Origin of the sequence: Vibrio sp. HB236076 (assembly GCF_040957575.1) — a bacterium.
In the GTDB taxonomy this organism is placed as follows: domain Bacteria; phylum Pseudomonadota; class Gammaproteobacteria; order Enterobacterales; family Vibrionaceae; genus Vibrio.
Map to the genome: position 1 here is coordinate 229,882 of NZ_CP162602.1, position 15,745 is coordinate 245,626.

Sequence of the window (15,745 nt, forward strand, 5' to 3'; positions counted from 1 at the left end):
GTCGTTATTCACTCTCAATTTAGCGACAAGTTTCCCACAAACCTTATGTCATTAGCTATCTTTACCATTTTTAATCTTGATCAGCTGCGATAATTTTGAAACAGACAAGAGTTTTTCAACCGTTCTTGCACTACACTTAAAGCATCAGATTGATATTATTGATGGTTTTACTTCATGTCCGAAGAGTTCAAAAAATCTGCTGCCAATTTAAAAAAAGCAGTCCCTTTAATGTTAAAACACCGCATTGCGACCACCCCGGCCAACTATGCCTTGTGGTATACCTATGTCGATCAAAGTAACAGCAAGCTGAACTCTGTCATCGATGCCACTTTAGAAGAGGGACAATGGGTTAGTGAAGCGCAAAACCAAGCTTGGTATCTAGAACACATTGCTCACCAAGAACAAGCTGAATTTTTACAATTCCAAAAAAGTTTAGAAATACTACTCAACGACGCCGCCAACTCGGTTACCGACACCCTTAGTGATAGCCAAGCTTTTCAGCAGTTAGTTGAAAAAACGTTTGTTGAACTCTCTCAAGTCAGTGAACAAAAATTAAATTTTGAAGATATCATGAAGCTTGTCAATCACATGGTAAATGAAGCCAATCACATTCGCCAATCGACTCGCTACTTAAATTTTCAGTTAAAGAGCGCCAGTGATGAAATCATTAAGCTCAAACAACAACTCCAAGAAGTCCAAAAAGAGGCCTTATTCGATGTACTATCCGGCCTGTACAATCGACGCGCCTTTGACGGTGATATTGCCACGCTCGTCGCAAGCCAGGACAGTTTTTGTCTCATTTTTGTCGATATCGATCACTTTAAGAAAATCAATGATACCTTTGGTCATCTATTTGGCGACTTAGTGATAAAAACAGTGGCCAAAAGGCTCAGTAGTGCTTTGCGAGAGGGGATTTGTGCTTATCGTTACGGCGGTGAAGAGTTCGCACTGATCGTGCCCAGTAAACCGTTACGTATAGCGCGTCAATTTGCAGAAACGCTGAGAGTGGGCATTGATAAGATTAAAGCCAAAGATCGAAAAAGCGGTCAGTACCTCGAAAACATCACCGCTTCTTTTGGAGTGGCAGAATACCAGCCAGGAACATCGGTTAAATCGGTCATAGAAAGTGCCGATAAAAGGCTCTATGAAGCCAAAAACCTTGGCCGTAATCGAGTTATGCCGCTTTGATATTGAGACTCTACCCCTTGCCACAGCTTCTACACTCTTTTGCTGTTGAGCTAAAAGAACGAACCTCATTTATTTCGCAAAAGTGAGTTCAGAGTGAGATTGCTGTTGCTTTTTTTCTTCATCATGTAAGGTCGATTTTCGTTTGTACATTGCCCTATCGGCTTCTTGCATGAGCTGATCGATGTCGGTCATCGCGTGGTGATAAGTGGCACTACCGGTACTGGCCGTCAAGTGAATAGAATAGCCGCTATCGACAATAGGTGTTTGTGCGATCTTACTTTCAATACGTTTTTGTAGCGCGGCCATATCTTCCTGGTAATTCATACGGTTAACGAGGATTAAAAACTCATCGCCACCAAACCGAGCCGCGATATCACTGTCGCGAATGCTGTCTTGTAAGCACTGAGCGCAGTGAATTAACGCCTTATCCCCAACATCGTGGCCGTAAGTATCGTTAATCGATTTAAACTTATTCAAATCGATATTGATAAGGCCAAAATGACTGCGATTATTTTGCCGCTTGGCAATGGAAAAGCGCCGCTCTAATTCGGCGATAAAGTGACGTCTGTTTGAGAGTCCCGTTAACTCATCTTGCAGCGAGTGAGTATTGGCCACATGATATAAACGGAAAATTAATACAAAGGCTGAGATTAATAAGAGCAATAAAGGGTAACCTAACAAGCGGATAGAATGATAATAGAACCACTCTGAATTTGGCACCAGGTCATGATGATGACTATCTATCGCGATCACCCACTCCCCGTAAGGGAATCGAAGGGTTTCGGTCTTACTTGCATGCTCAAATACGTCGCTTTCCCCCCAAATCAATCCACCTGTTCGCCCTTCACTGTTATACCCTTTGATGGCAATAGGATAAGACTGTGCCAATGAATCGATCCCCGAGCGCTGGATCAGAGCATCAAAATCAATGACCGCACTCGCCATGCCCCAATAATTCGCTGCACTTGGCGCCTCTTTGTAAATGGGGATGCGAACAATCACTCCTCTCCCGCCAATTAATAGGTCAAAAGGCCCAGCAAGATAGGGCTTCTTGAGGGTTTTGGCTTTTTCAACCGATTGCCACAAATGAGGAATATTGCGAAAGTTTGTACCAATAACCGCCTCTTTATTGGGATAGGTAAAGTTAATGACGTCATTTTTGGCAATCGACACCAGAAAAATACCATCACTCGACTCAACCAAGGTTTTGGTAAAGGCGTTGAGATCGCGATCAGAGATCGTTGGTCGTGAAGAAATTAAAGTTGCTAGACTGCTGGATAAATAGATATCTCGTAAGATTGACGCTTCAATTGACGATTTGACCACCGCTAACTGCTCGTGAACGGTCTGCTGCCATTGCTGGTCGAGGTATTTTTGCTGTTTGTAATTAAACGTCTCAATCGCTGCCACGAAAAAAATCAAGGCAGTCAGTGAAAACAACAAAAAGACTTTATGATGGTTGATTGTCATCGCACAAAATCCCTATTTGATGCGGCGTTAACTTAAACATTTAGACAGACGTTAATCTATATTAATCATATCACATAACCATCTTATTGTATTGATTATATCAACATGTCGATAAAACGTTATTTTTGATTGTTTTTTCGGCAAACAGTCGAAATTTAACGATTTTTATCAAAAATACCCTCGCCAAGCCCCCGCTTTGTGTGTATTATCCTGCTCACAAACAAGAGAGAAGCGTTCTTTGTTATGCCGAGATGGTGAAATTGGTAGACACGCTAGCATGAGGTGCTAGTGCCTTTGGTGTGAGGGTTCGAGTCCCTCTCTCGGCACCATTCCTGATTTAAAGATATTTGCGATGGCATCCTACTGGTCTCGTTCACAATCCCACGAAGATTCTTTACTGATAAAACAAATAGCCATTCATGCGCTGTTGTTTTTGTACGCCAATCCCAGCCATATTTCACTGAGTGTTCACGATAGAAACGCTTTATTGTTACGCTGGCTCAAAAGTCGTACCAAACAACTTAAGTACAAAAGCATTAAAAAACCACTTAAAATCTTACTTCAGCAAGGTAAACAAAATGGCAACCTTGAGCATCTGTTAGATTTTTGTCTATCACAAAATCTCCCCACACCTAAGCCACCTCACCTTGATAGTTTCTTATTGTTACTCAGAGATATTGAGAAAAAGCTCGGTACAACAGTACTTCATACTTCACCGCGAGAGGTGGATCTAAAGCACGATGAAAATGGCTGTTTGCTCTGTGTGCTAACGGAAAATTTACATCAGCACTTTAACGAACACAACCAATTAATCGCGCCGATTACGATGCTTTTTCGCGGACCTTTACACTTGAGACAACACTTTTTATCCAGTATCTATATTAGTGAGACATTTCGCTATCAAGTTGGATATCAAGATGATGAGTTTGTGAGGATTGAATTACAGCTGACTCAGTAATCGGTATTGGGTTGAGAGGGGTTTATAACTGGCAATAGCTAGGATTGCCAGTATGCTTGAAGTTAACCTGCTTTTTTCTCTTCTCGTACTTCTTTCCAATAAAGTGTACGAAGTCGATGCAGTTGAGCTCTTCTTATCTTTTTCATGGATAAGTCCTCGTGTCAGTTGCTCATTTTGAGCTTATTATCACTTTGTGCTCACAAGAAAAACACAAAGCCGTTATTGTTTATCTCGAAAAAACGACGAACACCCGATCGCTGTTCGATTATTTAAACGGGTAAGGCATTGCTCGTCTTTTATTTAAGATAATTCCCTGCCTTAAGTAGGCAATATAATTTATCTAACACATGTTACATTAACATGTCAAACAAATTTATTATTAATGACGCCTCAGTCAAACCGCTTTGTCTCACGTACCTTTTATCAAAACCACTGCGCATAACTGCACTCACCCGCTCTGATCACCACACCCAAAAGATTATCGTGATCACCGTCACTATTATTCTTAACCTCCTTATTTGGGGTTAGGCTTATTGCCTATCGATTTTGTAAGAGATCTCTTACAAACAGGTGAGATATGTGATTTTAAATAGCTACGAACATGGCCAAAAACAACTCAAATCATTGATTTAATTCAATTTTATTATTTTCTACTTTCATTGTAAAAAAATAAGTCAGATTGTTTTAATAAAGCGAATTTTCAATAATAACTTCGTCGACAGGATGACGACAAACAAAATCCCAAAGGATTTGGGTCTCTTAGGATAAGAGCTTCAAATCAGGAAGATTTGAGAAAAGGACTTGTTAAACCAGGATGGTCATTTGCAGGATGCAAATGCAATGGACACCGCTAGGATGGCGATGAATATGGATGACGTTACAGGATGTAGCACACTATCATGGAATGATGCAGGGAGCACTTAAGTAGCGGGATTGCTGCAAAAAGGAATAAACCCTGTCCGATTTATCGGACAGGGTTTTCTTTTATCTCCGGCATGAATACCAATCTAACTAAATAGCTGCTCATCCTCGCTAATTAAAAACGCGATAACGTCGTTAAACATCACGGGCAGAATAACAACGTCGGTTCTTGTTAAGAAAAGAAGCGGTCTTGGTCTCACGTTTTTTTCTGCGCTATCATTGACGACTTACTTCATCAGATTGGTATAGCATTACCTTTTTCTATCGTCACGATTGATTTTATTCGCTGTATTTCACCATCAAAAACCTCTAAGTTTCGCCCATTACTGCCTTACCCCACTTTTGCATTTGCAGTATTGATACCAATCCCACTTTTAGCGGAAATTCATCGGTTATCGGTTAACAACGTACACGTGTCGCGATCATTGATATCAAAATCAGCGACGTAAAAAACACAGAGCGTATTTCAACTTCATCGTGACCGTCACATAGGCCTCTTTTACTCATAATGCGTAAAAAAGCGAGAAAACCTAGTAACAGAGTAAAAACCTTTCTAGTATAAAAATAGAACGAGATTTAACTGTTGATGACTCTTAACCGCTATCGGGAACACACTTTTTAAGTGACCCACTCTATTGATTCACTATTTATATTGACACGACATTTTTTGAGGCTTAGGCATGCGTATAGCGATTCTTTCTCGTAACAAAAACCTTTATTCAACTCAACGACTCAAGGAAGCGGGAGAGTTAAGGGGTCATACGGTTGATATCATTGATACTCTCCATTGCTACATGGATATCACCAGTAATAATCCCAAAATCCGCTATAAAGGCAAAGAGCTACCGGATTATGATGCGGTGATCCCTCGTATCGGTGCGTCTATCACTTTTTACGGAACCGCCGTAGTCAGACAATTTGAAATGATGGGCACTTTTTGTGTCAACGAATCCGTGGCCATCAGTCGTTCTCGTGACAAGCTGAGATCATTGCAATTATTGTCAAGAAAAGGCATCGGATTACCGCGGACGGGATTTGCGCATCACCCTGATAACATCCCAGACTTAATTCGCAACGTCGGTGGGGCGCCGGTAGTGATCAAGTTATTAGAAGGCACACAAGGGATCGGCGTCGTACTCGCAGAAACCAATCAAGCCGCCGAAAGCGTTATTGAAGCCTTTATGGGCATGAAAGCCAACATTTTAGTACAAGAGTTTATCGCAGAAGCCAAAGGAGCCGATATCCGCTGCTTTGTCGTTGGCAATAAAGTGATTGCGGCAATGAAACGCCAAGCAAAAGAAGGTGAATTTCGCTCAAACTTACACCGCGGTGGTCAAGCCAACCTGATTAAGTTGACCAAAGAAGAGCGAGCGACCGCGTTAAGCGCGGCGAAAGTGATGGGATTAAACCTATGTGGTGTGGATATTTTACAATCGGAACGCGGCCCAGTGGTCATGGAAGTCAATTCTTCCCCAGGTCTTGAAGGCATCGAGCAAGCGACACAGAAAGACGTGGCTGGAATGATTTTTGAGTTTATCGAAAAAAATGCTCGCCCACATGCCAATCGTATGAAAGGTCAAGGGTAAATGACATTGTTAACAAGATTAGGTACACGTATGGACAAACTCATTATCGGTAGAACAGAATCAATCAATCTACCTGATCTCGGGATCTTCGGCCTACTAAGTCGCGTCGACACTGGGGCTAAGACCTCGTCAATTCATGTCGACAACACCTTTTGTACCGTTGAAAATGGACAACGTTGGGTCGAATTCGATTTACATCCCGATGTCTATCATCTCGATGAAATCGTTCATTGCCGTGCAAAATTAAAAAGCACTCGCAAGATCAAGTCATCCAATGGCAGTTTTGAATATCGCTGTGTTATCACCACCACGCTTGAAATGGGTGGACAGCGTTGGCCTATCGATATTTCCTTGAGTAACCGACAGGATATGACCTACCTTATGTTACTTGGCCGCCAAGCGATGAAAGGTCGTGTTTTGGTCGACCCCAGTGCCAAACATTTACTAAAAAAGCGATAAGCTGATTGCCACTTCCCCTCTTTATTTAGCGCGAATACATTTCGCGCTTTTTTGTTTGACCTTTCTTGCCTTTTTCATGACAAGGATAAATAAAAACTTCATATAAATGACATCTATCATCAACTGAATTGTCATCGATAGAATCGAAGATAGTTTCTAACGAAATCAAACCACACTCGTTCGAAATACAAAAGGAAACGTCTTCATGAAAAAGCTTTGGATGGCCTCATTGGTCAGTGCATCGGTCTCATTGCCGGCAATGGCAACCACTGAAATTACTTGGTGGCACGCAATGTCAGGTCAATTGGGTGAAACAGTCAATAAAATTGCGCACGACTTTAATAACGCGCAAGACGACTACAAAATTACCCCAGTTTACAAAGGTGAGTACCCTGAAACCCTCACTGCAGGTATTGCGGCGTTTCGAGCGAAGCAATCACCGAACATTTTGCAAGTGATGGATGCTGGCGCAGCAACCATTATGAATGCACCTGGTGTCGCCAAGCCCGTTCAAGATATTATGATTGAATCTGGCTACCCATTTAAAACCTCAGACTACCTTGCCGGTGTCCGCAACTTCTACGCTGACAGCGATGGCAAAATGATTGGTATGCCATTTAACAGTTCAACGCCTGTGCTTTACTACAACAAAGACCTGTTGAAAAAGGCCGGTATTGATACCCCACCAGCGACCTTTGAACAGTTTGAAAAAGATGCTGAGAAATTAAAGCAAACGGGTGTCGTCGCACTGTCAGAATCCCACACCCCGTGGATTTTGTTTGAAAACTTCAAATCTCGTCACAACTTGCCTGTGGCCGATGAAAACAACGGTTACGACGGCCCAGCAACTAAGATTGAATACAACAGTAAAGACATGGTTATGCAGTTAACCAAGTTTAAAGAGTGGCACGATAAAGGCTACTTTAAGTACTTTGGCAAAAACTGGGACAACAACCAAGTGCCATTCGAGCGTGGTGAGGTGGCCATGTGGCTAGGTTCTTCAGGTTCGTTTGGTGGTTTGCGCGACCGCGTTAAATTTAACCTCGGCACCACTTACTTGCCGAGCTGGGACAGCTTGACCAAAGAAAACTACCACACCTTTATCGGCGGTGCAGCGCTGTTTGCTCTTAGTGGTCACAGCAAAGACGAAGACAAAGCCGTCGCCGCATTCTTTAACTACCTCACTCAACCTGAAGTGCAAATGGAATGGCACAAAACCACAGGTTATGTCCCTGTTACCAACGCCGCTTATGAACTCACCAAGCAGTCGGGTTATTACCAAGAATCCCCAGACGCTGAAATTGGCGTTAAGCAGTTGAGTTTGCAGTCAGGCGCTTGGAACAATGGATATCGCTTGGGCTTTTACCCACAAATTCGCGAAGTCATCTGGAGCGAGTTTGACAAAATCATCGCTGGAGACACCAGTGTTGAAGAGGGTCTCAACACGATAGAGCAACAAGGTAATCAACTGCTTTCTCGCTTCAAACGCACATTGAAAAAGTAAATCTCCGTTCTGAAAAGTTGTCACTGTGCTACTCAGTGACAACTTCTTTTACATTGCACGCTTAGTTTAAGTTGGAAGTATTGTGGAAAATCGTCAACAGTTTCGCCACTCACCATTGCCTTATTGGTTTTTGGCTCCGCAAATAATTATTATTGCTATTTTTTTCTTATATCCCGCAGCGAAAGCGGTTTACCTGTCTTTTATGCTGGAAGACCCTTGGGGGTTATCATCGACCTTTGTCTGGTTTGAGAACTACCAAATCCTTTTCTCATCAAGTGAATACCTAGACTCGTTGATGTTTACGCTCGGATTTTCACTGGTGGTCTCTTTTCTCTCCCTCGCCATTGCCTTGTTATTGGCCGTGAAAGCCAACAATATTTTACACGGTCAAGGACTGTATAAAATCTCGCTAACTTGGGTTTACGCGGTAGCCCCAGCCGTAGCTGGTGTGATTGGCGTGTTTTTATTTCGCCCAAATATCGGCATTATGACGGACTTTTTTGCCTCCTTTGGCTGGAACTTTAGTTTACAGAACAGCAGTGATGCGATGATCGCACTGGTCATTGTGGCGGTTTGGAAACAAATCTCCGTCAACTTTGTCTATTTTTTGGCCGGCTTGCAGTCTATCCCTAAATCCGTGCAAGAAGCCTCTTTACTGGATTGCACCAGCTCCACCAAGCGCTTTTGGACCATTACCTTTCCACTTTTAGCACCAACGGGCTTTTTCTTGCTCGTGATTAACCTGACTTACGCTTTTTTCGAAACCTTCGGCATTATCGATACCATGACAGGGGGTGGGCCAGGTGGCAGTACCAATGCACTGGTTTACAAAGTGTTTCGCGACGGCTTTATTGGTGCTGACTTGGGCGGTAGCTCCGCGCAATCTGTCGTACTGTTACTGCTGGTTTTATTGTTAACCTTCCTTCAATTCCGCTTTATTGAAAAGCGTATTCATTACTAGAGGCCATTATGAAACCCATTCAGTGGAGCGATCACGCTATTTTACTTGTAGGGGCCGCTTTTTTGCTTACCCCGTTGTGGCTTATTTTCGCCAGCTCAACTCACGATCCTACTCTCATCGTTCAAGATGGTTTGCAATGGACATTGGGCGATAACTTTGAGGTCTATGCTGAGGCTTGGAATAAAAGCTTGGGCTTTCTCGGTGATGTCACGGCGCAAAAAATGCTCATGAACTCAATGATTATGGGACTGGGCTTCGCCATTGGCAAAATTGTGATTTCGCTTTTAGCAGCCTACGCCCTGGTGTACTTTCGCCTGCCTTATGCCAGTGCGTGGTTTGGATTGATCTTTGTCACCTTGCTGCTGCCACTCGAAGTAAGAATTATCCCTTCTTACGAGGTCGTGGCTGGTTTTGGCATGCTCAATTCTTATGCCGGCCTTATCGTCCCTTTGATTGCGTCAGCAACGGCGACCTTCTTTTTTCGCCAATTTTTTAAAACCATTCCAAATGAATTACTCGAGGCGGCGCAACTCGATAATGCAGGGCCAATACGATTCATCTGGGATATTCTCGTCCCCTTATCAAAAACCATGATTGCCGCCATTTTCATCATTATGTTTGTCGTTGGATGGAACCAGTATTTATGGCCAATTATGATGACAACCGATGAAAACTACACCACGATTGTGATGGGGATAAAACAGATTTTAAGCAACATCAGCGAAAACAAACTACCGCGTTATGACTATGCCTTTGCCATGGTTATCTTTGCTATGTTACCGCCAATTTTAGTGGTGGTCGTCTTTCAGCGCTGGTTTATTAAAGGGCTCGTTGAGAGCGAAAAATAACACATTTAGGAACAGATTATCATGCTCACCATTAAGAACTTAGTCAAAACGTACGACAATGGCCATCAAGCTGTGAAAGGCATCGATCTCGAGGTCCAAACCGGCGAGTTTATTGTGCTGGTCGGTCCTTCTGGCTGTGGTAAATCCTCAATACTTCGCTCAATTGCGGGTTTAGAATCCATCACCAGTGGTGAAATCCACCTTTTTGATCGTCGCATTGATCAAGAAGCGCCGGCGAAACGCGATATTGCGATGGTGTTTCAAAACTACGCGCTGTACCCACATATGTCGGTGTACGATAACTTGGCGTATGGCTTAAAAAACCGCGGTGTTGACAAGAACATCATTGATCAAAAAATCCGCCAAGTCGCTGACATTCTAAAAATTGACTCGTACCTTGATCGCAAGCCAAGCAAGTTGTCTGGTGGTCAAAGACAAAGGGTAGCCATGGGCCGTGCTATCGTTCGAGATCCCAAGCTATTTTTATTTGACGAGCCCTTGTCAAATCTCGATGCCGCGCTGCGCGCTCACATGAGACTAGAGATTAAACGCTTGCAAACCGAACTTAAAGTCACCAGCTTTTACGTTACCCACGACCAAGTTGAAGCCATGACTTTAGCCGACCGAATCGTGGTATTAAATCAAGGTAAAGCTGAGCAAATCGGCACCCCTTCACAAGTTTACCACCAGCCGGCATCGACCTTTGTCGCTTCGTTTATGGGCAGCCCAGCGATGAATTTCACCTCAGGTGCGATTCAACAGGGGCAACTTTATTACCAAAATCAAGTCATTGGTCAGCTCGACGCCAACCATACGGCGCCAGAAGATCAACGTATTACCCTGGGCTTTCGACCTGAACATATTTCACTCGAGCCATTGGACAGCGGTCTCTCTCTTGAGGTGAACATTGACGCCATTGAGCCACTCGGGCCAAACCAATTAGTCCATGCCAGATTACCTGACGGCACTAAGGTGATTGCGACCACACCTGAAATTGACTTTGATCTCAACACCAGTCATCGCATTTATATTGCGTTGAACAACTTACATCTGTTTGATCGCTCTGAACGCCGTATTGAAACACAAGTACTTGATAGTAAGAGTCAATTACAACAGGCTTCATCATGAGCTTATCGAGCCGTCACAAACAGATATTGCACTATTTACACCAATCGCAAGGGGTGCTATCCAGCGCCTCTTTAGCCGAGCGATGTGATGTTTCAGTGCAAACCATTCGCAAAGATCTTTCCGAGCTTAATGTACAAGGCCTAGTAAAACGCGTTCACGGTGGTGTCTGCTTACCCAGTGACAATGACAATGTGTCTTTCTCTCACCGCGAGATCCAAAATATCCAAGCCAAACAACACATTGCCAATAAGGTCGCCAGTGCCATCCCCAAGGGCAGTAGCTTATTTTTAGGGATAGGCACCACCCCTAAACAAGTGGCCATGGCCATGCTCGATCACCCTGGCGCCACCGTGGTCACTAACAATATTAATGCCGCATTAATTTTATCGAGAAACGCCAATATTACGGTGCATTTAGCCGGTGGGGCTGTGCGAGCCTCAGATGAAGACACCATGGGTGAATCAACCAGCCAATTTTACGCCGGATTCCACCTCAAATTAGGCATATTTGGTGTAGGAGGCCTCAATCAACAAGGGCAACTACTTGATTTTACCCCTGAGGAAGCCCATATCAATCGTGCTATTATCCGCCACTGTCAAGAGTGTTGGTTGGTGGCTGACCTCAGTAAACTGCAACGTTTTGCGCCTGTTGTCAGCGCGCATATGCAAGAAATGACGCGTTGGTTTAGCGATGGCTGTTCGGATACTGCCGAGCGCATCGCCAAGCAAAACAAGGTCGAACTTATTTATTAATCAAAAGGAATCCTTTTATGTCTACGACCGTTATCGGACACCGAGGCAGCGCTGGTCAATACCCCGAAAACACCTTGGTCAGCATTCAGTCAGCTCTCGAACAAGGCTGTCAGTGGGTCGAAATTGATGTCCAACCCACACGAGATGACTATCTGGTTGTCTGTCACGATCACACCATCGACCGCTGTAGTAATGGTCAGGGACGCATCGATGAATTCACGCTAGAGGAGCTCAAAGGCTTCGATTTTGGTTCATGGCACGCCATTACCCCATCACCACAAACCATTCTCACTCTGGAAGAATTACTGACGTTTGCTCATCAGCAAGGGCTCAAGGTTAATATCGAAGTTAAAATTGATCGTCACAATGCCAAACACGTGGCTCAAGAGGTTCATCGCGTATTAGAGGCTCATGATATTCCCTTACACGACATTGTGTTATCAAGCTTTAACCAAGAGGTTTTGCGCCACTTGGCACAACTCAACGCCGATTACCCTATCGGCGTACTAGAGGAAGCGCTTAGCGACCAAGGCAAACACTTGATTCAAGAGCTCAACGCCTTTAGCTGCCATTTAAATTATCGTCACGTCAAAGAAGAAGATATTCAATGGCTCAAACAACACAAGGTCAAAGCATGGTGCTACACCGTCAACTTAGCCAAGGACTTTTCATTACTCGCTCAAGTTGATGGGATCTTTACGGATTGGCCTGCCCGCTTTATAGAAATCGATTAAATTCGCAACGTCATGGAGTATGGACTCGCCGTTCAATCGTGACCCACAGCATGTAAACTGTGGGTCACGGTTATTAGGGGACGTTTACCAATAAATTTCTATTGGCGTTCCCATCGGTACCAAGCGTATGAATTCGTCCATGTCTTCATTACTCATGGCAATACAACCGTCAGTCCAATCAAAACTTAACACAAAGCTTGGTGGCTCCGTTTCGTCGTTTTTTAACCCGTGGATTTTAATATTACCACCAGGAGAAACATTGCGCTGATAGGCCGATTGAATGTCTTGAGCATTGGGGTATGAAATATGAACAGAACGATAAAATTGCGAAAAGTCATTCACGTACTCAAGATAATACACGCCTTCCGGCGTTTTTTGATCGCCCTCTTCTCGCTTAGCGCCTCTGGGCTCGCCACCAAGAGCAATGCGAAAGGTTTTCACCACCTCATTATTATCAAGTACGTATAATCGCCTCACTGACTTGTCGACTTTGACTTTATCAACTTCCGCGTACGCCGCCGCTGATAAACCCAATGAGCAGACTAAAACACTCAGCCAAAACGCAAAACCATTTCTGTTACTCACAAAATTACACTTCCACTTTTTTGCCGTTCGGTGGGCACACAAATTCTGCCAGAGCATGGATATCGATGGGCTGGCTAAAGTAATACCCTTGCATTAAATGGCATCCATAACGATTGAGCAACTGATATTGCTCTTCATTTTCGACGCCTTCAGCGACCACTATCATATTGCCGGTTTTCGCAATAGCAATGATGGCATTGATCAAGGACGTGCTTTGCGATTGAGTCAACATCTGGTCGACAAAACAGCGGTCAATCTTAATCTCGGAAATCGGTAGTTGATTAAGATAACTGAGCGAAGAATACCCCGTGCCAAAATCATCTAGCGAGATCCCAAAACCGAGCTTTTTAAGTTGTTTCAGAGCAAAGCAGGCACGAGACAGGTCTTCTAACACCACATTTTCAGTGATCTCCAAGGTAATGCGCGATATGTCAATGCCGACATCACTAGCAATTGTTAATAACACTCTCGGAAAGGTTTTTATCTTTAACTGCTTAGGTGAAATATTCACCGAGACATTTAACGCATCTGGGCCATTGGGTGAAATGGCCAAGATATCTTTGCACGCTTGGTAAAATACGTGTAAACCGAGCTCTGCAATCAATCCAGTTTCTTCAGCAACCGGAATAAAATGATAAGGCGACACAAAGCCCAAGGTTGCATTATTCCAACGCGCCAAAGCTTCAACACCGGATACCTTCGCCGTTTTACCGTCAATTTGTGGCTGGTAATACACCTCAATTTCGTGATTCTTCAACGCGGATTTGAGCTCTTCTTCAATCAGATACTTTCTTTCAACAGAGTCACTGATGCTTTGATCAAAAAAGGTCGCTTGACCTTTATTGGCTTGCTTGGATTGGTACAGCGCAATATCGGCGCGGCGGATCAAACTCTCAGGATCAGTCCCGTCGGCGGGATACATACTGACGCCAATGCTGCAACCAACCGAAAGTGTGCGGTCATTAACTTCAAAGACGTGTTTAAAACAGTCTCTCACCGCATTGGCTTTTTCACTGGCTTGGTAAAAGCTCTCTAATTCTGAAAAACAAAAAATAAACTCATCGCCGCCAAAGCGAAACACAGCGCCCTTACCTCCCGTTTCAGAGACGATACCTTGAAAACGCTCACTGACTTGCTCAAGTAATTTATCACCATAAGAATGACCGTATTGATCATTGACCTTTTTAAAGTCATCGAGATCGACAAACATAATCGCTAACAAGGACTGCTGGTTTCGACAGTTGCTAATGCTGTTTAAAATCGTTTTATCGATGCCATTGCGATTAAATATCCCCGTTAACTCATCGTAATACGCCAAGTGTTGGACCTTGTTTTTGGTCAGTTCGAGCTCTTTGTAATCGCGTTCTATCTTTGATTGAAAGCGCTCAAAACGCTTACCTATCACTTGGCCCATCCAAAAAGAAAACATGATCACAATGCCACTTGCTAAAGCGCAAAGAAACAAAATATTAATCAACTCTTGGCGGTTATTATCCGTGATTAACTGAATTTCCTGTTCGACTTCTTTTTCAAATTGGTCCAAATAAAAACCGCTACCAATCACCCAATCCCACCCAATGACTTTTCTTACATAACTGATTTTATCGCCTTTCGTGACGTTATCGGGTAAGTACTTAGATTGGTATTCAATAAAATCACCCTTAAACAAATCAAGTTCCATCGTATTTTGCAACAACTTTTCCACCGATGTATTGATATCTTTGCCGATGTAGCGTTTTTCAGGATGAAAGACAAGTTTGTTATCGGCATTAATAACAAACACATACGTATGCTCGAACTGATATTGATGCAGCCATTCAAGCAAGGTTTGTTTTATGTCATTTTCAACATCGGAGACATATTCTCCTGTGCCAATAAAAAACGACAGTGGCTTGTAAATTTTGCCAAAGCCAATTTTTTGAAACTCTTGGCCAATGGGCTCTTGTGGTTTTTGGTACCACCAGGTGTAAAAAGCTTCTCCCTGAGCATCGGCGGTCATCAAGTCTAAATGTTCTTTTAGTATCAGATTGCCGCGCAAATCTTGGGCGCCGATTAAATTTTTACCTTGCAACTGTGGCCGTAAGCCATGCATTAGGTTATTACCTTGTAAATCAAACATAAAGTAATAACCTCGGCCAGAGTTAAAACGAATAGCTCGCAGGGCATCGGCAATCAACTGGGTTAATTGTTGCGGAGATTGTTGCGGATAACTCCTCTGCAATTGCTCAGCAATGCTGTACGCTTCTTCAACGCGTTGCCTAATGTCCTGTTTAAGGATTGAAATCGTCTTCTGCTTGTCAAGGCGGACATGAGCGACAATTTGATCCACCTTGAGCTTGATAGTTTCTTTGTGTTGCTCAATCAAGCTTTGTCGTTTGTTGTTAATGCGTTGCTCTAACTTACTTTCATTTTGCTGTACTACCACACCACTCACCGCCAACGCAAAAAGCCCCATAAAGAGCATTGGCACATAGCGGATCAGATTTAACAGCTTCTTATCATTGAGTTGGGGCATAGGGAGCACTGGTTAAAAACAATTATTTTTATCATAGCTCGATGCAATTCATTGGGTATGGGTTTCCTGCGATGAGACGATAAAACATTGAACTAAATCACATAAATACTCTAAACTTTTCACCATGCTATGTAGT

At 43.4% G+C, this 15,745-nt stretch carries 13 protein-coding genes and 1 tRNA gene; 11 read left to right on the forward strand and 3 right to left on the reverse strand.

Annotated elements, in window-relative coordinates; translation table 11 throughout:
• Positions 1–174: 174 nt before the first annotated feature.
• On the forward strand, positions 175–1,188 hold the full coding sequence (locus AB0763_RS14320) for a GGDEF domain-containing protein (protein ID WP_306099866.1): 1,014 nt from the start codon (positions 175–177) through the stop codon (positions 1,186–1,188).
• Positions 1,189–1,257: 69 nt separating this feature from the next.
• Here AB0763_RS14320 and AB0763_RS14325 read toward each other — a convergent pair whose 3' ends face one another.
• Entirely contained in the window at positions 1,258–2,658 is a 1,401-nt protein-coding gene (locus AB0763_RS14325) for a diguanylate cyclase (RefSeq protein WP_306099867.1), read from the reverse strand.
• Positions 2,659–2,903: 245 nt separating this feature from the next.
• Here AB0763_RS14325 and AB0763_RS14330 point away from each other — a divergent pair.
• From AB0763_RS14330 to AB0763_RS14375, 10 genes are all read left to right on the forward strand, one after another.
• Positions 2,904–2,987 (forward strand) — tRNA-Leu (locus AB0763_RS14330).
• 23 nt (positions 2,988–3,010) lie between these two features.
• Positions 3,011–3,616: a DUF2913 family protein gene (locus AB0763_RS14335; RefSeq protein WP_306099868.1), complete on the forward strand. Its 606-nt coding sequence runs from the start codon at positions 3,011–3,013 to the stop codon at positions 3,614–3,616.
• A 1,601-nt stretch (positions 3,617–5,217) separates the two neighbouring features.
• The gene (gene rimK, locus AB0763_RS14340) at positions 5,218–6,123 is read left to right on the forward strand and encodes a 30S ribosomal protein S6--L-glutamate ligase (RefSeq protein ID WP_306099869.1); all 906 of its coding nucleotides are present in this window, start codon (positions 5,218–5,220) and stop codon (positions 6,121–6,123) included.
• A gap of 30 nt (positions 6,124–6,153) precedes the next feature.
• The gene (locus AB0763_RS14345; protein ID WP_306099870.1) at positions 6,154–6,582 is read left to right on the forward strand and encodes a RimK/LysX family protein; all 429 of its coding nucleotides are present in this window, start codon (positions 6,154–6,156) and stop codon (positions 6,580–6,582) included.
• A gap of 205 nt (positions 6,583–6,787) precedes the next feature.
• A complete protein-coding gene (locus AB0763_RS14350) occupies positions 6,788–8,086 on the forward strand; it encodes an extracellular solute-binding protein (RefSeq protein ID WP_306099871.1) in 1,299 nt (432 codons plus the stop codon).
• Between the two features lie 82 nt (positions 8,087–8,168).
• The gene (locus AB0763_RS14355; protein WP_306099872.1) at positions 8,169–9,047 is read left to right on the forward strand and encodes an ABC transporter permease subunit; all 879 of its coding nucleotides are present in this window, start codon (positions 8,169–8,171) and stop codon (positions 9,045–9,047) included.
• An 8-nt stretch (positions 9,048–9,055) separates the two neighbouring features.
• Positions 9,056–9,895 carry an ABC transporter permease subunit gene (locus AB0763_RS14360; RefSeq protein WP_306099873.1) on the forward strand — a complete coding sequence of 280 codons (840 nt, stop codon included), beginning with the start codon at positions 9,056–9,058 and terminating at the stop codon, positions 9,893–9,895.
• Between the two features lie 21 nt (positions 9,896–9,916).
• On the forward strand, positions 9,917–11,023 hold the full coding sequence (gene ugpC / locus AB0763_RS14365; protein ID WP_306099874.1) for a sn-glycerol-3-phosphate ABC transporter ATP-binding protein UgpC: 1,107 nt from the start codon (positions 9,917–9,919) through the stop codon (positions 11,021–11,023).
• Positions 11,017–11,775 carry a DeoR/GlpR family DNA-binding transcription regulator gene (locus AB0763_RS14370; RefSeq protein WP_306099925.1) on the forward strand — a complete coding sequence of 253 codons (759 nt, stop codon included), beginning with the start codon at positions 11,017–11,019 and terminating at the stop codon, positions 11,773–11,775. The genes ugpC and AB0763_RS14370 overlap by 7 nt, the downstream gene beginning before the upstream one ends.
• Before the next feature lie 17 nt (positions 11,776–11,792).
• Complete coding sequence (locus AB0763_RS14375) at positions 11,793–12,509, forward strand: glycerophosphodiester phosphodiesterase family protein (RefSeq protein WP_306099875.1); 717 nt, start codon at positions 11,793–11,795, stop codon at positions 12,507–12,509.
• 84 nt (positions 12,510–12,593) lie between these two features.
• Here AB0763_RS14375 and AB0763_RS14380 read toward each other — a convergent pair whose 3' ends face one another.
• Together AB0763_RS14380 and AB0763_RS14385 are read right to left on the reverse strand one after the other, a co-directional pair.
• Positions 12,594–13,064 carry a murein L,D-transpeptidase family protein gene (locus AB0763_RS14380; RefSeq protein WP_306099926.1) on the reverse strand — a complete coding sequence of 157 codons (471 nt, stop codon included), beginning with the start codon at positions 13,062–13,064 and terminating at the stop codon, positions 12,594–12,596.
• Between the two features lie 34 nt (positions 13,065–13,098).
• Entirely contained in the window at positions 13,099–15,609 is a 2,511-nt protein-coding gene (locus AB0763_RS14385) for an EAL domain-containing protein (protein WP_306099876.1), read from the reverse strand.
• Positions 15,610–15,745 lie beyond the last annotated feature (136 nt).